The organism is Peribacillus sp. FW305-BF15, from assembly GCF_058783805.1.
Map to the genome: position 1 here is coordinate 192,184 of NZ_JBYSYV010000002.1, position 23,834 is coordinate 216,017.

Below are 23,834 nucleotides of genomic sequence, written 5' to 3' on the forward strand. Positions count from 1 at the left end.
CTTTAAAGAGTCCCGTTCGCCACGATGCGAACGGGACTCTTTTCTGTCTGCATCAAGCGCTGAATAAATCTGGAAAAGTGAGATACATTATGTTTGTCTTCTCTTTCGCGACAAAGTTAGCTTTTTCTTTTATTGAATGAGGGATGTACGTACCTTAAGATTAAAGGAAACAATATTAATAAGAAGGGAAGAGAGCAAAAATGGCTCACTTTAATATAAAAGTTGCAGTTCAAAAGTTCGGTAACTTTCTAAGTTCAATGGTCATGCCGAATATATCAGCTTTCATAGCATGGGGGCTAATCACTGCCCTATTCATCCCATCTGGTTTCCTGCCAAATGAAAGCCTTGCCAAAATGGTTACACCGATGGTTACGTTTTTATTGCCGCTTTTAATTGGGTATACGGGCGGTAAGCTAATCCATGACCACCGCGGCGGCGTAGTCGGTGCCATTGCGACAATGGGCGTCATCGTCGGATCTGACATCCCGATGTTCCTTGGAGCCATGATAATGGGACCGTTCGGCGGTTATGTCATCAAGAAATTCGATCAATTGATTGAAGGGAAAATAAAAGCCGGTTTTGAAATGCTTGTTAATAATTTTTCGGCGGGGATTATTGGCGGCTTATTGTCCATTCTATCCTTCTTGGCCATCGGGCCTGCTGTTGACGTATTTACAGGCTGGCTTGTAGCAGGAGTCGATTGGCTTGTCGGTACAGGTTTACTGCCGTTGACAAGTATCCTGATCGAGCCTGCCAAGGTCTTGTTCTTGAACAATGCCATCAATCATGGTGTACTATCACCAATTGGTGTAGAGCAAGTCAAACAAACAGGGGCTTCCATCCTGTTCCTTCTGGAATCGAATCCAGGACCAGGTATCGGCGTACTGCTCGCTTATTGCTTTTTTGGAAAGGGAACGGCGAAGAAATCGGCGCCAGGAGCTGCCATCATTCATTTCTTCGGCGGGATCCATGAAATTTATTTCCCTTATATCCTAATGAAGCCGATGTTATTCTTAGCCGTCATTCTTGGAGGCATGAGTGGAGTTTTCACATTGGTCCTACTAGGCGGAGGATTGTTCGCTCCAGCATCTCCAGGCAGCATACTTGCCATTACAGCGGTAACTCCGCATAATGCAGGTGCATATATTGCTAACTTTGCAGGCGTCATCGTAGCCGCCCTTGTTTCATTCATCGTCGGTGCATTCATCCTGAAAACAGGAAAGCAATCTGAAGAGAATATTGAAGATGCTGCGAAAAAAATGCAAGAAATGAAAGGCAAGAAAAGCTCTGTTGCCGATGTATTCGCTTCAGAGCCGGGAACGATGCCAACAAACGTCAGCAAAATAATTTTTGCCTGTGATGCCGGAATGGGATCAAGTGCGATGGGGGCTTCGCTGCTTCGCAAGAAGGTGAAGGAAGCCGGATTGAATATCACTGTTACAAATACGGCGATCTCAAACATTCCTGCTGATGCACAAATTGTCATTACACAGGAGGAGTTAACTCCAAGGGCACAGAATAAAGTGCCGAATGCCTATCATGTATCCGTCGATAATTTCCTATCGAGCCCAGAATACGATTCATTGCTTGCACGGCTTCAGGATGACGGTACAGATGAGCTGCATGAAATCGTCGAAGATGCTGAAGAGAAGGTTCCCGGTGTTCGTGAACATTCAATCGAACCTGGCATCGACGAGGATGAGCCGGAAGGTAATGAATTGCTTCGTGAAGAAAATGTCTTCCTTAATCAACAATTCGCCAATAAGGAAGAAGCGATCCGCTTTGCGGGAAGAGCTTTGGTCAATGCAGGTTACGTTAAGGAAAGCTATATTGAAGCGATGATTGCCCGTGATGAATTGACTTCAACCTATATGGGGAACGATGTAGCCATTCCGCACGGAACCGAGGAAGCTAAGAAAGATGTCCTTAAATCCGGATTTACCGTTTTACAAATTCCTGATGGTGTCGACTTTGACGGCCAAAAGGCACGATTGATATTCGGGATTGCCGGCAAGGACGGGACACATCTAGAAATTCTTTCTGGCATTGCAGTTACATGCTCTGACATGGAGAATATTGAAAAGATGGTTAAAGCCACATCAGCCAGGGAATTGATGGATATTATAAATGTAGAAAATAATTAAATACTCTTAACCAAGAATAGAAAAGCGTTATACGCTTTTCTATTCAGTATTTTCTCGTGTTACTCCACCAGAAATGAGTTGGTAGCATGTATATTACTTCAAGGGAAAAATCAATCATAGAATTGATCATAAAAACTTCAGGAAAACATACAGCCTTATCCATTGCGACACAATTGAATGTTAGTGTCCGGACGGTTCAACGCGATCTGAAGTCCATAGAAAAAATCCTGCAATCATTCGAGTTGCATTTAACACGCAATACACATGAGGGACTGTCCATCGACGGGAAGAATGAACAAGTCTTTCGGCTTGTACAGCACCTGATGGGCAATCATCCGATCGATCAAACGCCACAAGAAAGAAAACTGCATCTTCTTTTAGCTTTACTGCAGGAAGAATCATATAAAACTCAAGTTCTTGCGGGGGATCTCGGAATAAGCATTACGACTCTTACAACCTATTTGGACGAACTGACCGAATGGTTAAAGAATTTTAATATCGTGATTACCAGAAAAAGGGGAGTCGGAATAGAGCTTGCCGGCACCGAAGAAAATAAACGGAAAGCCCAGGCAGCCTATTTCTTGCACTTCTTTAATGAAGAGCTGATTGAAAGTTTATTTTTGCTGCAAGAAGGGAAATTTCCAGAAGCGAAAATCCTCGACTATTTCGATCCCGAATATCTTCTGGCTATCGACGGGGTGCTGAACTCAACTTTTAACAGTGCCCACTCCCGATTGGCGGATAGCGGGTATATAGGGTTAATTGTACATATTTATGTAACCCTGCAAAGGAATGAAAGCCAATATTTTTTGGAGAAGGATTTCAATAAAATAAGCGAACTTTCCGATGAGACTAATCTCATGAATAAAATAGGCAAGGAACTCAGCGCCATGCTGGAAGTCTCTTTTACCATCGATGATATAAGCTACCTTGCAGCCATCCTTAAAGGCTCCAAGCTTCATGCGGCGGATGCCGTTCCCTATGACAGTGTATTGCTTGGCCAGCTGATAAGAAACCTGATAAAAGATGTTTCGGCACAACTGCAAATCGATTTGACCAAGGATTTCCCATTGTATCAGGGGCTCCTCGCCCATATGGAACCATCGCTTTTCCGGATCAAACAGGAAATGGGATTGTACAACCCCTTAACCGAAGATATTAAGCGAAAGTATCCGGTTCTCTTTTTGGCAGTGAAGACCAGTCTGGAAAAGGGATTCAAAGAAATAAAAGAATTTCCTGAAGATGAAATAGCCTTCATCGTCCTTCATTTCGGATCTGCACTTGTGCTGCGGGAGGAAGAAATATCAATAAGGGCACTCATCGTTTGCCCGACAGGTATCGGTACGTCGAAGATGCTTGCAAGCCGGATCAAAAAGGAAATCATCGAAATCGAGACTGTAGAAATCAAGACGATCAAAGACATCCAGCAGCAGGGCAGCCTGAAAAACTATGATGTGATCATTTCTACCGTCCGGCTTCCGTATATCGATAGTGATTATATCCTTGTATCCCCTCTTTTGAGTGAAGAGAATATTTTGAACATCAGGAATTATTTAAGGAAGAATATCGAAAACTTCACGAAGAATAAGCGTTATGGCATTCAGTCAGCCGATAAGGATACCGTGACCAAAAAAGAGGATGGCGAACTGAAAGAAGTGCTGCAGGAATTGAAAGATGCCCAGCAGAGCATCGAGTCGATCATGGATAATTTCCGGTTTTATCGGCTGCCGCATCTGAAAGAACATCCAGAAATCATCGAAGAAATGGTGAGGATGGCTGAAACGGAAGAACTGCTGATGGGTGCGGATGATGTGGTCGGATCCTTGAAGGAACGGGAAAAAAAGGGCGGTTTAGGCATTCCGGGCACGGGGATGGGCCTTTTCCATACGAGACATAAGAATGTAAAAGAACTGATATTCCAGGTGGCTCACCTAGAGGAATATCGTCTCGTCAAAGGTATGGACGGCAATAACGTCCATATGAAAAATTTACTGCTGATGCTGGCACCTGAAGAATTGAGTGTGAAGCAGCAGGAAATCGTCAGCTTAATAAGTTCAAGCTTAATTGAAAGCAATGAATCCATCATGATTTTTTCATCTTCGGACGAAGAAATGATTAGAAGAAGGCTGGAAGCCATATTTTTGGATTATTTATATACTAACTTGATAAAGGGATGATTGTAATGAAACAAGCAGTACATTTCGGTGCAGGAAACATTGGAAGAGGATTTATCGGAGCACTTTTTTCACAATCTGGATATCATGTGACATTTGTAGATATAGCTGATCAAATCATCGATCAGTTAAATGATAAAAAGCAATATCAAGTCAAACTGGCCACTGATCAACAAGAATCAGTCACTGTGAAAAATGTTTCGGGTTTAAACAGTTTAAAGCAGGAAGAGGAAGTCATTAAAGCAATTTCCGAAGCAACCTACCTCACCACTGCTATCGGTCCCAATATTTTGCCTCATATCGCTCCTTTAATTGCAAAAGGATTGGCATCAAGAGTGAAGGAAACCGATGAAAAACTATATGTGATCGCTTGCGAAAACCAAATATCGGCAACAGACCTTTTAGAAGGCTACATTCTGGAAAACCTGGATCAAGCCACAAAGGAAAAACTAGCCGATAAAGTCTACTTCTTTAACTCAGCAGTCGATCGCATCGTTCCTATCCAAAATAACGAAGGATCACTTGATGTTTTGGTGGAACCTTATTATGAATGGGTCGTTGAAACGAAGGAAAGCATACCTGCCGTTGAAGGGATGACCATTGTAAAAGAACTCGCCCCATTCATTGAGAGAAAACTGTTTACCGTTAATACAGGACATGCCGTCATTGCTTACCTCGGTTATCTCAAAAATAAAAAATCAACGATTGACCAGTCATTGGAAGACGCAGGCATTGTGGAGCAAGTCAAGAAAACCCTAGGGGAAACGGGTGCCTATTTAATAAAACAATACGGTTTGGATGCAGGTGAGCATCAGCAGTATATCGAAAAAATCATTAATCGTTTTAAAAATTCCTACCTGAATGACTCGGTGAATAGAGTCGGACGTTCACCGCTGCGTAAACTCGGGCCAAACGACCGTCTCGTGCGCCCTGCCATAGAAGCACAGAAAGCCGGACTTTCCTATACTAATCTGGCGAAAGCGATAGCGGCCGCTTTACTCTTTGATTTTAACGAAGATGAAGAAGCCCTTAAACTGCAAACGATGATTAAAGAACACGGTGTAGCTTCAGCACTTAAGGAAGTTAGCGGATTGGACGAGAATAGCGAAATCACCGAAGAAGTCATCAACCACTACAACAACTTGAAATAAAAGCCGAAGAACTCCTGAAATCCTTTTTCAGGAGTTTTTTACTTAATCAAAAAGCCAATCATCGAAGGAACAGGCATCCGATAATAAAACTCAAAAAAACCTTGTAAACAGTAATCATTACGTTTTATAATGGAAGACAATCAAGACAAGAGGGAGTGTTTTAAAGTATAAATCGCAATCATTTTGATTTATTAGACAAAAAGCACTGAAAGAATGGATTGAAAAAGGAGGATTCGTGCAATAAATAGAGAATTTGGTGCACTTTTTAATAATTTGGTCCTATTGCAAGAGATTTAGAGCTGTTATTTAAGGGTTTAGAGCAAATACTCACGAATTTGAAGTAAATACTCGTGAATTTGGAGCAAATACTCGTGAATTTGGAGGATTTACTCGTGAGTTTAGAGCAAATACTCGTGAATTTAGAGCAAATACTCGTGAGTTTAGCACATATACTCGTGAATGGATGTTTTCTCTCGAGGAGGATTACATAGTTTGATTTCGGATAAGCATTCGGCGATGTGTTACGTCGTTTGATGATGGTAAAGCCGCAACCTAAATCGTAATCAATACGATTTTAAAACAGTCAATAAAAATAGTTGAGGTAATGGAGGAAATATATCGTGTTCAGAAAATGTAAATTGATTTTTATTGTATGTTTATCAGTCTTTCTTTTGGCTGCTTGTTCCACCGAGTCTGCGAAGGATCAAGCGGGAGGGAAGAAGGAAGTGAACTTGCTTTTTAATTTTGCGACTAGCTCGCTTGATCCGAATGTTGATACTAGTTATGTGTCGCTTAGGGCTGGCATCACTGAGACATTGGTGCATCTCAATGATAAGGATTTGACCATCGAACCTTGGCTGGCGAAGAGCTGGGATAGCAAGGATGGTCAATTATGGAATTTTGAGTTAAGGGAGGGTGTGACGTTTCAGAATGGAAAGCCGATGGATGGCAAAGCGGTGAAGGCTTCCTTGGAGAGGGCGATGAAAGATAGTCCGGCGATCAAGAATGCTTTGCGCATTGAGTCGATTGAAGCGGACGGGAATGCGCTGACCATTAAGACGGAGGTTCCTTTTCCTGAGTTTCCTTCTGAATTGGTTCATCCAAATACATCGATTATTGATGTGAAGGAGAGTGACTATATAAACAAGCCGATAGGAACCGGGCCATTTGCCGTTTCGAAATTCATACCAGGTACGGCTGTTGATTTAATGCGGTATGAGTCTTACTGGGATGGAGCCGCAAAGCTTGAGAGAGCCAGGTTTTCGTTTAATGAAGATGCCAATGCTCGGTCTCTTGCCCTTGAATCGGGAGACGCTGATATTGTTTTCCGTCCGGAAGTGGAAAGCCTGGAAAATTTAGAGGCGAAAGATGGTGTGAAGGTTGAATCGACATCGACTTTCCGCGTACATCAAATGACGATGAATTTGGAACGTAAAGCATTGCAGGACATACACGTCCGGAAGGCGGTTGATGCCTTGATCGATCGTCCATCCATTGCGGAAACGATTTTACATGGTCATGCTGAAGTGGCGACGGGGCCATTCCCATCCACTTTCTCTTTTGCCCCGGATTATCCGAAAAAAGCGAATGGAATGGAAGCCGCTAAGGCGTTTCTTGATCAGGCGGGATATAAGAAAGTGGATGGTGTCATGCAAAAAGACGGTAAACCGTTAACGTTTACACTGCTTACATACAGTTCACGTGCCGACCTGCCGTTAATTGCCCAAGTTTTTCAATCGGATGCCGGTCAGTTGGGGATTGATGTGAATATCAAGCAAATAGAAATCCCTGAAGAGTATATGGCTTCCAATCGCGATTGGGATTTAACGACCTACAGCAATTTAACGGCTCCGAGAGGGGATGCCGGTTATTATTTAAATGCTACTTATCATCCAAAGGGTGCCTTGAACTTCAGTGGGGCTGATGATGATCGCCTGACGTCCCTGATTGATGAGCTGAACGTGACGGTCGGGCAGGAGGAGCGCTCGGATTTAGCTGAGGAGATTGCGATGTATGTGGATGAACAAGTGTATAATTCATTCATTTTACATCCGAATACACTTGTTGCTTATGATGCCGATAAAGTTAAAAACTGGATCACTTCGAGAAGCGAATACTACATGCTGACGAATGAATTGGATGTGAAGTGAATGTTTCGCATCTTAGTCCGCCGGTTCATTGAGGTAGCGATTTTTGTTCTTGTAATTACATTCATTTCTTTCCTTTTTGTTCGGCTTGCTCCTGGCGACCCGGTTCTCTCGATACTTCAAGTGGATGATGTATCGGTCACAAACGAGCAAGTCAATGAGCTTCGTGAAGAATTAGGGTTCAATGATCCGCTGGTCGTGCAGTATGGCAATTGGTTTGCGGACTTTATACGATTGGATTTCGGGCATTCCTATCTGACGAATCAGCCTGTGATGGAAATGATCATGAGCGGGCTGCCTGCAACACTTGAGCTGGCGGTTGGTGCATTGCTTGTCATGCTTGGTATAGCGATTCCGTTAGGTTCGCTTGCTGCCTTGTACAGGGGGAGCTGGATCGATCAATTCAGCCGGGCTGTTTCTTTATTGGGGGCAGCCATTCCTAGCTTTTGGCTGGGGCTGCTTTTGATAGATTTATTTGCGGTACGATGGGGAGCCCTTCCAACGATGGGCAGGGACGGGTTTCGTTCTTTGATTCTGCCGTCGGTCACGCTGGGGCTGGCCATTACAAGTGTGTACGTCCGTTTGCTGCGTTCGAGCCTGATAGATTCCCTCAGTCATGATTTCATCAGGGCTGCCCGATCTAGGGGGATTTCAGAGATGCGGATATTCTTTGCCCATGCATTTCGTTATAGCTTGCCCCCGGTCATTACCGTTTTCGGGGTCAGCCTTGGCAGCCTGATCGGCGGTGTAGTCGTGATCGAAGTGATTTTTGCCTATCCAGGCATAGGTAAGATGGTCGTGGACTCGATTCGGTCGCGGGATTATCCAGTCATCCAAGGGTACCTGCTGGTCATGGCCATCATTGTATTCATGGTTAATAGTGCCGTGGATTTATCTTATCGCTATTTAAATCCGGAGCTAAGACTGAAGGAAAGGAAGCATGGAAAATGGAGTTAGTTATCAAAGGAAAATCCAAAAGGCGCTGGAGAATGACCGTCCTATTTACGGTGATGGCGACAATCCTTGCCGTTGCGGCTTACACCTTTCTTATTGTGAAACATGATCCGGCACTGGTCAATCTGGAAGAAAGGCTATGGCCGGCGAGCATGGAACATCCGTTAGGGACGGATCATCTAGGGCGTGATGTATTGACGCGCCTTCTGCTTGGTGCACAGCTGACGGTTGGCTACGGCCTCTTATCTTTGTTTGCCGCAGTTATCATCGGCGTCCCGTTCGGGATGATTGCCGGTTTTAAAGGAGGTCTGATCGATCGGGTCTTCATGCGCATTGCCGATGCGTTTCTCGCCTTCCCAGATACGATCGTTGCCATTGTTCTTAGCGGTTTATTAGGACCGGGAATCGAAAATCTCCTGTTGGCGATCGTTCTGGTGAAATGGGTGAATTATGCCCGGCTTGTGCGAAGTACGGTGATCACCGAACGTCAGAAGGAATATGTCACAGTTGCTAAAATCAATGGATTAAGTTCATTTGGGATCATGCGGAAGCATCTATTTCCGCACCTTATCGGGAATGTGCTTGTCCTTTCTAGCCTCGATTTAGGAAAAATCATTTTGCTCATATCTTCCTTATCATATATCGGGCTCGGTGCGCAGCCGCCGGCACCGGAGTGGGGAGCCATGCTGAATGATGCCCGTCCATACTTTCAATCCAATATGTTGCTGATGATTTACCCAGGGCTCGCCATCGTATTTGTCGTCCTTCTAACCAACATGCTCGGTGATTATTTGCGCGATGCATTCGATGTGAAAAAGGAGGTGGGATCATGAGCATTTTATCCGTGAGGCAGCTGCATATCATGGGAAAGCAAAATCATATCGTCAAGAATCTTTCATTAGATGTGCAGGAGGGTGAGTGGTTCGCACTTGTCGGACAAAGCGGGAGCGGCAAAAGCATGACGGCCATGGCAATATGTCAGCTGTTTGCACCCAATCTTCAAGCGAAGGGGGAAATATGGTATGGGGAAAAGAATTTATTAACCCTATCTTCCTCAGAAATCAGGAAGGTTCGCGGAAAGCGCCTGGCCTATATTTTTCAAGATTACCAGGGTTCATTCACCCCGTTCCTTACCATCGGTCAGCATTTCGACGAATATCAGCGAACACATTTGAACCTTTCCAAAAAGGCAAGGAGGCAGCAAGCGGTCAATGCGCTCATATCGGTGGGACTGAATGAAGATATCTACGGCAGATACGCTTTTCAATTAAGCGGCGGTCAGCTTCAACGCGTATCCATTTCAATAGCCCTGCTGCTTGAACCTGATATCTTGATAGCGGATGAACCGACCACAGCCTTAGACAGTGTATCTTCCTTTAAGGTTTTACAGCTGTTATCAAAGCTCCAAAAAGAAACCGGATGTGCAATCTTGTTCATTACGCATGATTTACGTCATGTCAGGAAGTATGCGGACCGCATTGCAGTCATGAAAGACGGGGCCATCATAGAGACCGGTGATAAAAATCAGGTATTGAATCATCCGCAGCACGCTTATACGAATGAACTGATTCAATCATCGCCATCATTGAGGAGAATTCCATTTAAGCTTGAAGGAGTGTCAGGATGAGTTTATTAGACGTGCGAAATGTCCATAAAAGCTATGATAACGGAGTGGAAATACTAAGGAACGTGAATTTCAGCATGGAAAGGAAGGAATGCCTCGGGTTAGTGGGGGAGAGCGGCTGCGGAAAAAGCACACTGGCAAGACTCATCCTTCAGATTGAATCTTTTGACAAGGGCAGCATCCTATTTGAAGGAACCGAGCTGCAAAACAAAAGCGAACGCAGTTTAAAACCGTATCGCAAGAACATCCAGGCCGTTTTGCAAAATCCTGCATCGGCTTTGAATCCAAAACTAAGGATAAAGGATTCACTAATGGATCCATATCTTCAATTTGGCAGCCAGGTCAATTTGAAATATTTTACGTATACAAGTGAAGTGAACTTTATCGGACAGCTCCTGGAAACGGTGGAGCTTCCAAGGAGTTTTGCTGAACGTTATCCGCATGAGCTAAGCGGCGGACAAAAGCAGCGGGTGACCATTGCGCGTGCAATCAGCATCGAACCGGCCCTCATTATATTGGATGAACCGGCTTCAAGCCTGGACGTGCTGTCCCAAGCGGCGGTGCTGAAATTGTTAGGCGGGCTGCGGGAGACTTTGGACACTTCCTACCTTTTTATTTCTCATGATCTATCGGCTGTACAGGAGATGAGCCAACGGATCATGGTGATGAAAGGGGGTGTTATTGTGGATTCTTTCGAGAAAGAACGGCTTTTTTGCAGCGATCGCCATTCATACACAAAAGAACTGATTTCGATGTTTGAATAATGAAGTTGTGTTTATTTGAGTTTTAAATCGCAATGATTTCGATTAAGTTTAATGCTTAAGGAGGAAGTAAGGTGGCATGTTAGGAATTCGGGAGAACGATTGCGGATTCTTTCATCATCAATTCAACCATTTTATTACACATTTAAATAGTGGCACCATATAACGAGTTGCTTTCGGCAATTCGTTTTTTTAGGTAAAAAAATGAATTCCAATAAACTTACTTGACATTATAAGCTTATGAAAATATAATTACTTACATAAAGTAACCAACAAAAAGGAGAATTCATACATGAATAAAAATGATGCAGGTCAAGTTTTTTTAAGGGTGATTTTAGGTCTTACTTTTTTCATTCACGGCGTTTCAAAGTTTCAAGGGGGCATAGGAAATACAGCGGGATTTTTCAATAGCCTTGGCATTCCTGGCTTCATGGCATACATCGTTGCAGGAATCGAATTGATTGGAGGACTTGCGGTTATACTGGGTTTGGGAACACGATTCGTATCCGTCCTATTTGCGGTCATTATGGCGGGGGCGATTTTCACGGCTAAATTACCTGCCGGTTTTCTTGGAAACGGGCAAGCGGCGGGTTACGAACTGGACTTGGCACTGCTTGCCATGTCTGTCTATCTAGCGTGTGCAAACCGCACGGTTCTTTCTTTGGATTATGTGATTTTCAATAAAAAAGGGAAGTGACAATATGGATAAAAATTTTCATCAAAAACCAATTACATTTGTTGGCGAAGTGAGTATTAATGTTTTGGATTTGAATAAGGCCATTCTGTTTTATCAAGAAATCATCGGTCTTCAAGTATTGAAGAAAACCGACCGGAAAGCTGTTTTGACGACAGACGGAAAAACCCCGTTGCTGACACTTGAGCAGCCTGCGGATGTGATTCCGAAAGAAGGGCGGACGACGGGCTTATATCACTTTGCCCTGTTGCTGCCTACCCGTGCCGACTTATCGATTTTTTTACGCCATTTACTTCAAACGAAATATCCATTTGGAGCGGCGGATCATGAAGTGAGTGAAGCGCTGTACATCACCGATCCGGATGGAAATGGCATCGAAGTATACTCTGACCGGCCATCAGCTGATTGGAGATGGGCAGGCGGGGAGGTCGAAATGGGCACGGATCCGTTGGATGGGAATGACCTGCTGAAAGAAAGCGATGGTGAGTGGAGCAAACTGCCTGCTGGTACCTTGATGGGGCATATACATCTGCATGTAGCGGATTTACGGAAAACGGAGGAGTTTTACATGCAAGGTCTTGGGTTTAGCGTCGTGAATCGATATGGAGGAGCGCTCTTTACTTCAACCGGCGGATATCATCATCACATCGGATTGAACACATGGAATGGCGTTGGTGCCCCTGCCCCGAAGGAAAATAGTGTGGGGCTAAACTGGTATACACTCGTTTATGCAGATGAAGAAGCGAGAAACAAAGTAACGGAGCAACTGGAAGGAATCGGGGCTGTCGTCACGAAAAAAGAAGGGTTTTTCGCTGTAACAGATCCATCAGGCAATGAGATTCATTTAATCGTCTAAATATTATAATCAGAAAGCAATGGTGAGAGGATAATGGGATTCTTAAGCAGATTATTTGGAAATAAAGAAGCCGCGGCAGAAGAGAATGGGAAAAGGACAAAAGTATTATTCGTGAAAGTGAACGATCGTCCAGCAGATCAGGCAATCAGCTCGAAAATGTATGACACATTCTTACAAACATATAAAGAGACACACCGTGCGGATGAAGTGACCGAGCTGGATTTATTTAAAGAAGAGCTTCCTTACTACGGAAATACGGCGATTACCGGACTATATAAACGCAACCAAGGTCTTGAACTGACAGCTGAAGAGGAATATGCCGCAAAACTGGTTGACCAATATTTAAATCAATTCATGGCCATGGATAAAGTGGTATTCGCTTTCCCTCTATGGAACTCAACGGTTCCTGCACCGTTAATTACCTATCTTTCTTATTTGGCACAAGCAGGAATAATGTTCAATTATACGGCGGAAGGTCCTGTCGGGTATGCTGGAGATAAAAAAGTCATGCTATTGAATGCCCGCGGTTCTGATTATGCAATAGAAGGAATGGCTTCCGCTGAAATGGCCGTGAGTTTAGTGAAAAATATCATTAGTCTATGGGGAATCAAGAATCCGGAGACCGTGGTCATTGAAGGCCATAATCAGTATCCGGATCGGTCACAAAAAATCATCGCGGATGGTTTGGAAAACGTTGCAAAAGCGGCTGAAGCATTCTGATTGCAAAGTGAAAAGAATAGCAGGCAAAGAAAGGCCTCCATATCAATGGGGGCCTTTAGACTTTGCCTGCAGTTTTTTATTTGAAAAACATTTCAGCTGATTTCAGAAATCCGCTCCCTTTCCGTAGACTGTCTGCCAAGCCGCATCAAAGCAAGCGTCTGCGGGGTCTCGGCTAGCCAGTTATTCGGCAGGAGTGTCGCAAATTTCTTCAATGAGGGTTAATCCCATATAAATGAATATAAAATCATGGAGTATAACCAACGCTTTTTTTAAATTCATTGTAATCATTTCCTCGTTAAATTCTTGTTAGGGATTCGAAATGTGACCAACCTACAGTTTTTATAAAAAACATGCCATTTGATTGGAGCGGGTGTACGAGACTCCTGCGGGAAAAGCGAGTCCAAGGGAGACCCCACAGGCGCAAGGAGCGCCGAGGAGGCTCCCGGACCGCCCGCGGAAAGCGAGTGCCTGGAGTGGAGATCAACTTCCTAAACCCGCTCCCCTTCCGCCGATAAACTGAAGGCCCTCCATACTAATGGGGGCCTCCTTTGTGCAGGGATGGTGTTATTTGTTATTTGACCTGATACTTTTTCAAACGGTATTGAAGGCTTTGGCGGCTAATATTCAGGGTCTTGGCTGCTTGGGAGATATTCATGCCATGTTCCTTCAATATCTTCTCCAAGTATTGCTTTTCAGTATTGGCGATATAATCATCAAGAGATAAGGTCGAATCCTGTAAATCTCTATTTGCATGAGTCTCTTTTCTTCCGGGATGAATGTCTTCCAAATGGGCTTTCTTCCTAAATAGAGCCGGAAGGTGGGTGATGGCAATCTTTGTATCGCCAGGTTCCATTAAATTCATGGCCCCCTCAATGATATGTTCAAGTTCCCTTACGTTCCCGGGCCAGTCGTAATCATAAAAAAGCGAGTAGACTTCTTCGCTGATTCCTTCTATATTCAATTCGAACAGCGCATTGAATTTCTCGATGAAGGATTGAGCCAGCAAAGGAATATCCTCTTTCCGTTCACGAAGAGGCGGGATGAATAACGAAACGACACTTAATCGGTAGTATAAATCCTTTCGTAAATGGTCATTTGAAATGGCATCTATCGGATCTTCATTTATCGTTGCAATGACCCTAACGTCAATTTGTTTATCCTTAGTATCCCCAACGCGGCGAATCGTCCTTTCTTGAAGGGCCCGTAATAATTTCGCTTGCATGTTCGGATTTAATGAGTTGATTTCATCTAGCAGGATGGTACCGCCCTGTGCCTGTTCGAATAATCCAGGCCGTTCGATCGATCCGGTGAAGGCGCCTTTCTTTGTGCCGAAGAGTATTCCTTCAATTAGACTGTCTGGCAGGGCAGCACAGTTTTGGCTGATGAAAGGTTGTGTCGAACGGCTGCTGCCATTATGGATGCTTTGGGCGAAGAGCTCTTTTCCGGTGCCCGTTTCCCCAACGATGAGGATGGAGGATGCCGTCCTGGTCGAGCGCTTGCACTTTTCTATCACTTCCAGGAAATTTTCACTCGTTCCGATGATGCTGTCAAAGGTGTATTTGGTATCGCCCTTATTCAATATATTATCTTTAATGATTCTTTCCAGATTCGTTATATCCTTTGCCACTTCAATGGCCCCGATGATATTTTGCTTTTGATCTAAAATCGGAAACGTATTATTGATTGTTGTAATTTCCTGACCAAGATTATTGAAGTAAGTCTGCTTCGAGTTCTCGGTTGTCTTCCCCGAATGAAGTGCCCTTATTAATGTACTCTCCGTTTCTTCCTTGAATTTAAAGATTTCGTGAATCTTCTTCCCTAACACTTCTTCTGAATCCATTCCTTCGATTTCTGCCATTTTCTTGTTATATACAATCGTCCGCCCCTTTATATCGATTATATGTATCCCTGTATCGATTACATCCACAAGCGAATAAAGGATGGATTGGAAACCATCTATTTTAATGATTTGATCTAAATTCATGAATGCCTCCCGTTTTTCTTCTTTTCTTAGAGCTATTGTAGAGGAATTGAAGCAAAGGCGCAAATAATATTTGCACAGCAAGATTATTTTGCATTGAAGTGCAAAAATATTTTGCGGAAAAAGTGCGAAAATGCTGTTTTTTATGGTTTTTCTAGTTGGCATGAAATTTGCATTAATAAAAAGTGTAAGGTTTAAGCGACAAAAATAGGATTAGAACAAAAAATAATGGCATACTATGTCAATTTTGCCCTTAAAGTGCTGAATTTCATTGCATTTTTCAAGAAAAAACATTATTTTTTCGAAAAAATGAAAAGTTGGCACGGAACTTGCTTGTTTAATTAAGGGAGAAGTAAAAACATAAACTTAGGGAGATGAGACATAATGGTCCAAACATATAAACACGAACCATTTACTAATTTTAAAATCGAAGAAAACAATAAAGCTTTTCAAGCGGCATTGAATGATGTAGCTAATGATCTAGGGAAGAAATATCCGCTGATCATTAATGGTGAAAGAGTGTTTACTGATGAAGTCATTACCTCTGTAAACCCAGCAAATAAAGAAGAAGTTATCGGAACCGTATCCAAAGCGAATAAAGATCTTGCAGAGCAAGCGATGCAAGCGGCAGATAAGACATTCCAAACTTGGAGAAAAACGAAAGCGGAAGTGCGCGCAAACATTTTATTCAGGGCTGCAGCGATCGTTCGCAGAAGAAAACACTATTTCTCGGCTCTATTGGTTAAAGAAGCAGGGAAGCCTTGGAATGAGGCGGATGCAGATACAGCGGAAGCGATCGACTTCATGGAATACTATGCACGTCAAATGCTGAAGCTTAAAGACGGCATGCCAGTGGAAAGCCGTCCGATTGAACACAATGCTTTCAGTTATATTCCGCTTGGTGTCGGTGTCATCATCTCACCTTGGAACTTCCCGTTTGCGATCATGGCAGGCATGACGACGGCTGCTCTTGTTTCAGGTAATACGGTCCTATTGAAACCGGCCAGTACAACACCGGTCATTGCAGCTAAATTCATCGAAGTGCTGGAAGAAGCGGGCATGCCTGCAGGAGTTGTGAACTTCATTCCAGGAAGCGGTGCCGAAGTAGGCGATTATTTGGTAGATCATCCTCGTACACGTTTCATCAGCTTTACCGGATCTCGTGATGTCGGTATCCGTATTTATGAGCGTGCGGCAAAAGTACATGAAGGCCAAATCTGGTTAAAACGTGTCATCGCTGAAATGGGCGGTAAAGATACGATCGTTGTTGATAAAGAGGCTGATCTGGAATTGGCGGCACAATCAATCGTCGCTTCTGCATTCGGATTCTCCGGTCAAAAATGTTCTGCTTGTTCACGTGCTGTCATAGTGGAAGATGTATATGACCAAGTCTTGAATCGTGCCATTGAATTAACGAAAGAAAAAACGATCGGGGAACCAACAGATCTAAACAACTTCATGGGTCCGGTCATCGATCAAGCAGCTTTCGATAAAGTCATGAGCTACGTTGAAATCGGTAAAGAAGAAGGGAAAATTGTTACAGGGGGAGAAGGAGACAATTCAAAAGGTTTCTTCATCCAGCCAACTATCATTGCCGATGTGGATGAGAACGCACGTGTCATGAAAGAAGAGATTTTCGGACCGGTTGTTGCATTCTGTAAGGCAAAAGATTTCAATCATGCAATCGAGATTGCCAATAACACGGATTATGGATTAACGGGAGCAGTCATTTCTAACAACATTGAGCATATCGAACAAGCGCGTGAGGATTTCCACGTAGGTAACTTGTACTTCAATCGCGGCTGTACTGGTGCCATTGTAGGATACCAGCCATTTGGCGGATTCAATATGTCAGGTACGGATTCAAAAGCGGGCGGTCCTGATTATTTAGTTCTTCATCTTCAAGGTAAAACAACATCTGAAACGCTATAAATTTTAGGGGGAATCAACATGACAACTTTAACGGAAAAATTAATCGAGCAAACTGAACAATATGGTGCAAACAATTATAATCCACTTCCAATCGTCATTTCGAAGGCAGAAGGAGTTTGGGTGGAAGATCCTGAAGGCAACAAATATATGGATATGCTTAGTGCCTATTCAGCAGTGAACCAAGGCCACAGGCATCCGAAAATCATCGATGAATTAAAAAAACAAGCGGATCGTGTAACATTGACATCCCGTGCATTCCATAGTGATAAATTAGGACCATGGTATGAAATGGTTTCACGCATTACGCAAAAAGACATGGCTCTGCCTATGAATACAGGTGCTGAAGCCGTTGAAACAGCCATCAAAGCTGTTAGACGCTGGGGCTATGATGTTAAGGGAATCGCAGAAAACCAAGCTGAAATCATTGCTTGTATCGGGAACTTCCATGGCCGTACGATGGCAGCCGTGTCCTTGTCATCCGATGATGAATATAGAAGGGGCTTTGGACCGATGCTGCCAGGGATCAAGCTTATCCCTTACGGCGATCTTGATGCATTGAAAGAAGCGATTACACCGCAAACGGCTGGATTTTTAATCGAACCGATTCAAGGTGAAGCGGGAATCATCATTCCGCCACAAGGATTCTTAAAAGAAGCTTACGACTTATGTAAAGAAAATAATGTCTTATTCGTTTCTGATGAAATTCAGTCAGGACTTGGACGTTCAGGAAAAATGTTCGCCTCTGACTGGGATGGAGTAGTTCCCGATATGTACATTTTAGGTAAAGCGCTTGGCGGCGGGGTTTTCCCAATCTCTTGCGTAGCTGCGAACCGTGAAATCCTTGGCGTATTCAATCCTGGTTCCCATGGTTCTACATTCGGCGGCAATCCATTGGCATGTGCGGTTTCCATCGCTTCATTGGAAGTCCTTGAAGAAGAGAAGCTTGCGGAACGTTCATTGGAGCTTGGGCAATACTTTATGGATCGTTTAAAAGAAATCAAGAATCCAATGATTAAAGATATCCGCGGCCGAGGCTTATTCATCGGAGTCGAATTAACAGAAGCAGCACGACCTTATTGTGAGCAGCTTAAAGAAGAAAAACTGCTATGTAAAGAAACACATGATACAGTTATCCGTTTTGCTCCGCCATTAGTGATTACTAAAGAAGACTTGGATTGGGCAATCGAACGCATCAAAAAAGTTTTATCCTAATATACCTATGAGGTGAATTCCATTGAGTACAACAATCAAAGAAGAAAAAGAAACTGCCAGCTTGCTTGATTCAACACAGGTCGTAATCAAGGAGGCGCTGAATAAGCTTGGCTATTCTGAAGAAGTGTTCGAGCTTTTGAAGGAACCTCTACGGATGCTTACCGTCCGGATTCCAATTAAGATGGATGACAATTCGACGAAGATTTTCACTGGATACCGTGCCCAGCACAACGATGCTGTCGGTCCGACGAAAGGCGGAATCCGTTTTCATCCTGAAGTCGATGAGGAAGAAGTCAAGGCACTTTCAATGTGGATGAGTTTGAAATGCGGAATCGTGAATCTGCCATATGGCGGAGGAAAAGGCGGCATCATCTGTGATCCGCGCCAAATGTCAATCGGTGAATTGGAAAGGCTTAGCCGTGGATACGTTCGGGCAATCAGCCAAATAGTGGGGCCGACTAAAGATATCCCGGCCCCGGATGTTTATACGAATTCACAAATCATGGCATGGATGATGGACGAGTACAGTAGAATAAGAGAACACGATTCTCCAGGTTTCATTACAGGTAAGCCACTGGTACTGGGCGGTTCACACGGCAGGGAAAAGGCGACTGCACAAGGTGTCACCATCTGTATCGAGGAAGCGGCAAAGCGTAAGGGCATAGAATTGAAAGGTGCACGCATCATCGTCCAAGGGTTTGGGAATGCAGGAAGCTTTTTGGCCAAATTCATGCATGATGCAGGTGCGAAAGTGATTGGCATATCGGACGCATATGGTGCCATCTATAAACCTGAGGGTCTGGATATCGATTACTTACTTGATAAAAGGGATAGCTTTGGAACGGTAACGACACTATTCGATCATACGATCACCAACCAGGAGCTTCTGGAACAAGACTGTGATATTTTAGTGCCTGCTGCCATTTCCAATCAAATCACCAAAGAAAATGCACATCTTATCAAAGCCCAAATTGTCGTCGAGGCCGCGAATGGACCTACCACATTGGAGGCAACCAAGATCTTGACGGAACGCAATGTGCTTCTCGTACCTGATGTATTGGCAAGTTCAGGCGGTGTGACAGTTTCTTACTTCGAATGGGTTCAAAATAATCAAGGTTATTATTGGGAAGATGAAGAGGTCCAAACCAAATTAAAAGCGTTATTGGTCAACTCATTTAATCAAATATATGAAATGTCCGAGACGAGAAAAGTGGATATGAGGCTGGCAGCGTATATGGTGGGTGTCAGAAAAATGGCTGAAGCCTCGATATTCCGCGGCTGGGTATAAGCTATAGTCTAATAATGGGGAGTGGAGGAGTGATTCCGTGTTAAAACCGATTCATACCATCGAGTGTGCTCAAGATGGGACCGTCGAACAAGTTTACGTTCAAAAGGATTCCTATGTTTATGAATGGGAAAGGCTCTTTTTAGTGAAGACGGAAGATGGGAAATTGATTGATGTTTCAATAGGTGCCAGTGGTCACATTACTGAAATTAATGTTTCGGCAGGGGATCCTATTAATAGAAAGCTTCCTTTAGCTTTGCTCCAAGACGATTTTGTTATAACTGGCTCTGATTGATTATAGGAAAGAGGGTGTTCCAAAGGCGGAAGCGATTTCTGCTTTGGGATGCTCTTTTTTTTGTTGTGATCATTTATAAGGCGGTGACAAAGCCAGGAAAAAGTTTGAAAAGAAAACCCGATGAGGGCTCGATCGTGGTGAGAAGAACATGAAGGACAATCCCACTTACGAAGATTCATCCCACACTTCAATCAGATCGTAAGGTCGATAAGTGGTGGGTAGTTCAACCATGCTGTTCGAAAGATTTTGGAATAGATTAAATGAGTGGCCCGGTCTACCTGGGAAAAGGAAAAAAGAACTAGATTAACATAAGGACTTTTAACCAAGATAAATACATGCTCCTTCGCTGACCATACGTCATAACAGGGTATGGTTCCGCGAAGGTATTTTTGATTTGGAAGGGCATATTGTCTTATTCCCGTTCATAAACTTTTACAAGCCAATACCAAGGCAAGAAAGGAGTGGATCATGGTTGCTCGAAACCGGTTGACTCTATCCGTGTGTGCTTTCTAGGAATTTAAGCCCACGGCTAGAAGCTAGTATGTTAAACTACAAATTGAGATTTTGACATCAAATAAGTGGCGTTTTTTCTGAATCCATCCAAAATCACAATAAAAAATTCAGAATTCCGCTGTTTAAAAGAGGGGAGTTAATCAGAGTATGAGAATCTCAGAATTAAAGAGGAAAGCCCTTCAGTCGTTGGGAGGTAAATGGGGAGTAACTGTTTCGCTTATGTTGCTGTTGTTCTTGATCAACCTCATTTTTCCTTTAATTGTCGAAGTGATCGGAAGCGGTGGGTTTTCAGAATGGCTCATGCAGGAAGACACACCGTTATGGTCCGATATCTTCAGCATGGTCTTTTCCATTGCCTTAATCCCGCTTACCATTTCAACCACTTGGTTCTACCTGAATTTAGTTAGGGAAGGGAATCCTGGCATTCCAGAAGTGTTCGCAATCTATAAAGATGGAAAAACCTCTTTCAAGCTTATTGGGGCATCCATCTTACAAGCAATTTTCATTTTTTTATGGTCATTATTATTAATCATTCCGGGTATCATCAAGGCCATCGCTTATTCGCAGCAGTTTTTCCTATTGAAGGATCATCCTGAATACACGGTGCTTGAAGCTATTACAGAAAGCAAAAAAAGAATGAAGGGCTTGAAATGGAAGTATTTCCTTATGCACCTGAGCTTCATCGGGTGGGGCATCCTTTGCATGTTCACGCTGGGAATTGGTTTACTATGGTTGATTCCTTATGCAGGAACAACAACGGCTGCATTCTATGAAGAATTGATTGTGCCCCAAGAGGATATTGACGATGATCAACAAATAGAGGGATAAAAGACTAACCGATAGCAAAAGGCTATCGGTTTAAATTTATAGACAAAAGTGGTTTTACCTAAAATTTCAAAACATAGTTGATTGGAACGGAAGGTGCGAGACTCCTGCGGGAAAAGCGCGTCGAGGAGGCTCCCGGACCGCCCGCGGAAAGCGAGTGCCTGGAGTGGAAATCGACGTTCGAGGTTTTATAAACCCTCATAAAAACTGAAACAAACTTGATTTTCATCGATTTTGTCTAAAGTCTGCAATCGGTAGCAAAAGGCTATCGGTTTTTTATTCCCGATTCTCCTTAAAAAGGTTAAATTGTTCATTTTGCCTGGTGTATAATAGAATATTGAGAATGCCATTTAGGGGGATTACATAGTGAGTGGGTATAATATTGCGGATCTGGTATACCAATTGCTTTGCCTTTTATTTCTAATCCTGATCATCGTTGGGACCGTATCCCTTTTCCGTTCCATCAAGCACCGTAAAACCAGACTGGATATCATGGAAAAGAAAATGGATGATTTGCATGAACTGATTAAAAGGGGAAAAAATTGACGGCGGCATCGTGCAGGCGTTCAAGCTGCAGGTAAACTCGAAGAAAAGCGAGTTTGCCTGCAGTTTTTTTATTTAAACAGCTTGATTTCAGAAATAATATTTAATCCTATATAAAAGTGTGAAAAAGTCTAGCCTTATTTTAAATCAGGGTTATCACCTGTGATAGCTTTATGGGCATTCGGCAGGAAACCATTCCGAACCCTATGTTGTCGCAGTTTTTATTAATTGAAAAACTTTCCAGTTGATTTGAACGGAAGGTACGAGACTCCTGCGGGAAAAGCGTGTCCAAGGGAGACCCCACAGGCGCCAAGAGCGCCGAGGAGGCTCCCGGACCGCCCGCGGAAAGCGAGTGCCTGGAGTGGAAAGCAACGTGATCAACAAACTCCGGCAATTATAAAATAATTTATACTGAAATAACTTAGTGGAAAGCACTGTCTCCAAATTTAAAAAAAGAGGAGTAGATTTTAGCATCAATTGAGAGACATAAAAAAATAGAAAAAGAAAGGGAATTGTAAAAAATAAGCAGTTTTACATAGGGGTGTCGGGATTGTGGGGCAAATTTCATGTAAGGCCGCTGGTATGGAAGATGCATGGTTTGTTGCATTCTTTTACCCTATAATGGAATAGATGTGTATTTAAGGATTTGGTGAAAAAGTCTATCAGGAATGCTCGACCCTATAACAAATCGACGGAGTTGGAGAATGCTTAACATTCGTCCTTTTGTTAGGTAACTTTTGAGAAGTGGGAGGAGTCGGTATCATGAAAGAAGTTATTGCAGTAAAAGAAATTACTAGGTTTAAAACAAGGACGGAGGAATTTAGCCCGTACGCTTGGTGTAAAAGGATGTTAGAAAATGACCCTGTGAGTTATCACGAAGGAACGGATACATGGAATGTCTTTAAATATGAAGATGTGAAGCGGGTTCTCAGTGATTATAAACATTTTTCAAGTGTTCGGAAACGGACCACGATATCGGTTGGAACGGATAGTGAGGAAGGTTCTGTGCCTGAAAAAATCCAAATCACTGAATCGGATCCACCGGATCATAGAAAACGCCGTTCACTGCTGGCAGCAGCATTCACACCTAGAAGTCTTCAAAACTGGGAACCTCGCATTCAGGAAATTGCAGATGAATTGATTGGACAAATGGATGAGGAAACGGAAATCGATATTGTGGCATCATTGGCGAGTCCGCTTCCGATCATTGTCATGGCCGATTTGATGGGCGTTCCCTCGAAAGATCGTTTATTGTTTAAGAAATGGGTGGATACCTTATTTCTTCCTTTTGATAGAGAAAAACAAGAAGAAGTAGATAAATTGAAGCAAGTGGCAGCAAAAGAATACTATCAGTATTTGTATCCGATTGTTGTGCAAAAACGATTGAACCCGGCGGATGATATCATCTCAGATCTATTGAAGTCAGAAGTGGATGGGGAAATGTTTACGGATGATGAGGTCGTCCGGACGACCATGCTGATTTTAGGTGCAGGAGTCGAGACAACCAGTCATTTATTGGCCAATAGCTTTTATTCGCTGCTATATGATGACAAAGAAGTTTATCAAGAGTTACATGAAAACCTGGATTTAGTTCCGCAGGCGGTCGAAGAAATGCTCCGTTTCCGATTCAATCTTATTAAATTGGATCGCACTGTAAAGGAAGATAACGATCTATTGGGAGTGGAATTGAAAGAAGGGGATAATGTGGTCGTTTGGATGAGTGCAGCTAATATGGACGAAGAGATGTTTGAAGACCCCTTCACACTTAATATCCACCGCCCTAATAATAAGAAACATCTCACATTCGGTAATGGTCCTCATTTCTGTCTCGGAGCGCCGCTTGCCAGGCTGGAAGCGAAGATTGCGCTTACTGCATTCCTGAAGAAATTCAAGCATATTGAAGCGGTGCCATCTTTCCAGTTAGAAGAGAATCTTACCGATTCAGCGACAGGGCAAACTTTGACCTCACTGCCGCTTAAGGCAAGCCGCATGTAAAAAACGAAAAACCTTGTGCCTAACCTGC

Annotated in this window: 19 protein-coding genes; 18 read left to right on the plus strand and 1 reads right to left on the minus strand. The window is 43.3% G+C overall.

Going from position 1 to position 23,834, the window contains the following annotated elements:
• Positions 1-200: 200 nt before the first annotated feature.
• From AC3WLU_RS02550 to AC3WLU_RS02600, 11 genes are all read left to right on the plus strand, one after another.
• Positions 201-2,144 carry a PTS mannitol transporter subunit IICBA gene (locus tag AC3WLU_RS02550; RefSeq protein WP_106026088.1) on the plus strand — a complete coding sequence of 648 codons (1,944 nt, stop codon included), beginning with the start codon at positions 201-203 and terminating at the stop codon, positions 2,142-2,144.
• Between the two features lie 86 nt (positions 2,145-2,230).
• Entirely contained in the window at positions 2,231-4,321 is a 2,091-nt protein-coding gene (locus AC3WLU_RS02555) for a BglG family transcription antiterminator (protein ID WP_492596759.1), read from the plus strand.
• Between the two features lie 5 nt (positions 4,322-4,326).
• Entirely contained in the window at positions 4,327-5,469 is a 1,143-nt protein-coding gene (locus AC3WLU_RS02560) for a mannitol-1-phosphate 5-dehydrogenase (RefSeq protein ID WP_492596760.1), read from the plus strand.
• Between the two features lie 620 nt (positions 5,470-6,089).
• Positions 6,090-7,619 (plus strand): nickel ABC transporter substrate-binding protein, encoded by a 1,530-nt coding sequence (gene nikA / locus AC3WLU_RS02565; RefSeq protein ID WP_492596761.1) that lies wholly within the window; start codon positions 6,090-6,092, stop codon positions 7,617-7,619.
• Entirely contained in the window at positions 7,620-8,573 is a 954-nt protein-coding gene (nikB, locus tag AC3WLU_RS02570) for a nickel ABC transporter permease (protein WP_413001657.1), read from the plus strand.
• Entirely contained in the window at positions 8,564-9,403 is an 840-nt protein-coding gene (gene nikC / locus AC3WLU_RS02575) for a nickel transporter permease (RefSeq protein WP_063575387.1), read from the plus strand. The genes nikB and nikC overlap by 10 nt, the downstream gene beginning before the upstream one ends.
• The gene (locus AC3WLU_RS02580) at positions 9,400-10,197 is read left to right on the plus strand and encodes an ABC transporter ATP-binding protein (protein WP_492596762.1); all 798 of its coding nucleotides are present in this window, start codon (positions 9,400-9,402) and stop codon (positions 10,195-10,197) included. Before nikC ends, AC3WLU_RS02580 begins: the two co-directional genes overlap by 4 nt.
• The gene (locus AC3WLU_RS02585; RefSeq protein ID WP_369315442.1) at positions 10,194-10,958 is read left to right on the plus strand and encodes an ABC transporter ATP-binding protein; all 765 of its coding nucleotides are present in this window, start codon (positions 10,194-10,196) and stop codon (positions 10,956-10,958) included. Before AC3WLU_RS02580 ends, AC3WLU_RS02585 begins: the two co-directional genes overlap by 4 nt.
• 289 nt (positions 10,959-11,247) lie before the next feature.
• A complete protein-coding gene (locus AC3WLU_RS02590) occupies positions 11,248-11,652 on the plus strand; it encodes a DoxX family protein (RefSeq protein WP_492596763.1) in 405 nt (134 codons plus the stop codon).
• A 4-nt stretch (positions 11,653-11,656) separates the two neighbouring features.
• Positions 11,657-12,505, plus strand: a complete 849-nt coding sequence (locus AC3WLU_RS02595) for a VOC family protein (RefSeq protein WP_492596764.1) — start codon at positions 11,657-11,659, stop codon at positions 12,503-12,505.
• 33 nt (positions 12,506-12,538) lie between these two features.
• Entirely contained in the window at positions 12,539-13,225 is a 687-nt protein-coding gene (locus AC3WLU_RS02600) for an FMN-dependent NADH-azoreductase (protein WP_492596765.1), read from the plus strand.
• 571 nt (positions 13,226-13,796) lie between these two features.
• Here AC3WLU_RS02600 and AC3WLU_RS02605 read toward each other — a convergent pair.
• Entirely contained in the window at positions 13,797-15,209 is a 1,413-nt protein-coding gene (locus AC3WLU_RS02605; RefSeq protein WP_492596766.1) for a sigma-54 interaction domain-containing protein, read from the minus strand.
• Between the two features lie 381 nt (positions 15,210-15,590).
• Here AC3WLU_RS02605 and pruA point away from each other — a divergent pair, with 381 nt between their 5' ends.
• The 7 genes from pruA (at position 15,591) to AC3WLU_RS02640 (ending at position 23,806) form a co-directional block, all read left to right on the plus strand.
• Positions 15,591-17,138 (plus strand): L-glutamate gamma-semialdehyde dehydrogenase, encoded by a 1,548-nt coding sequence (pruA, locus tag AC3WLU_RS02610; protein WP_268938037.1) that lies wholly within the window; start codon positions 15,591-15,593, stop codon positions 17,136-17,138.
• An 18-nt stretch (positions 17,139-17,156) separates the two neighbouring features.
• Complete coding sequence (locus AC3WLU_RS02615) at positions 17,157-18,350, plus strand: ornithine--oxo-acid transaminase (RefSeq protein ID WP_098866168.1); 1,194 nt, start codon at positions 17,157-17,159, stop codon at positions 18,348-18,350.
• A gap of 22 nt (positions 18,351-18,372) precedes the next feature.
• Positions 18,373-19,638 carry a Glu/Leu/Phe/Val family dehydrogenase gene (locus tag AC3WLU_RS02620; protein ID WP_194719320.1) on the plus strand — a complete coding sequence of 422 codons (1,266 nt, stop codon included), beginning with the start codon at positions 18,373-18,375 and terminating at the stop codon, positions 19,636-19,638.
• Positions 19,639-19,675: 37 nt separating this feature from the next.
• Entirely contained in the window at positions 19,676-19,930 is a 255-nt protein-coding gene (locus AC3WLU_RS02625) for a biotin/lipoyl attachment domain-containing protein (RefSeq protein WP_048686804.1), read from the plus strand.
• A 660-nt stretch (positions 19,931-20,590) separates the two neighbouring features.
• Positions 20,591-21,271: a DUF975 family protein gene (locus AC3WLU_RS02630; protein ID WP_048686802.1), complete on the plus strand. Its 681-nt coding sequence runs from the start codon at positions 20,591-20,593 to the stop codon at positions 21,269-21,271.
• A 363-nt stretch (positions 21,272-21,634) separates the two neighbouring features.
• Positions 21,635-21,814 carry a DUF4083 domain-containing protein gene (locus AC3WLU_RS02635; protein ID WP_098937257.1) on the plus strand — a complete coding sequence of 60 codons (180 nt, stop codon included), beginning with the start codon at positions 21,635-21,637 and terminating at the stop codon, positions 21,812-21,814.
• A 756-nt stretch (positions 21,815-22,570) separates the two neighbouring features.
• Entirely contained in the window at positions 22,571-23,806 is a 1,236-nt protein-coding gene (locus AC3WLU_RS02640; RefSeq protein WP_328145567.1) for a cytochrome P450, read from the plus strand.
• Positions 23,807-23,834 lie beyond the last annotated feature (28 nt).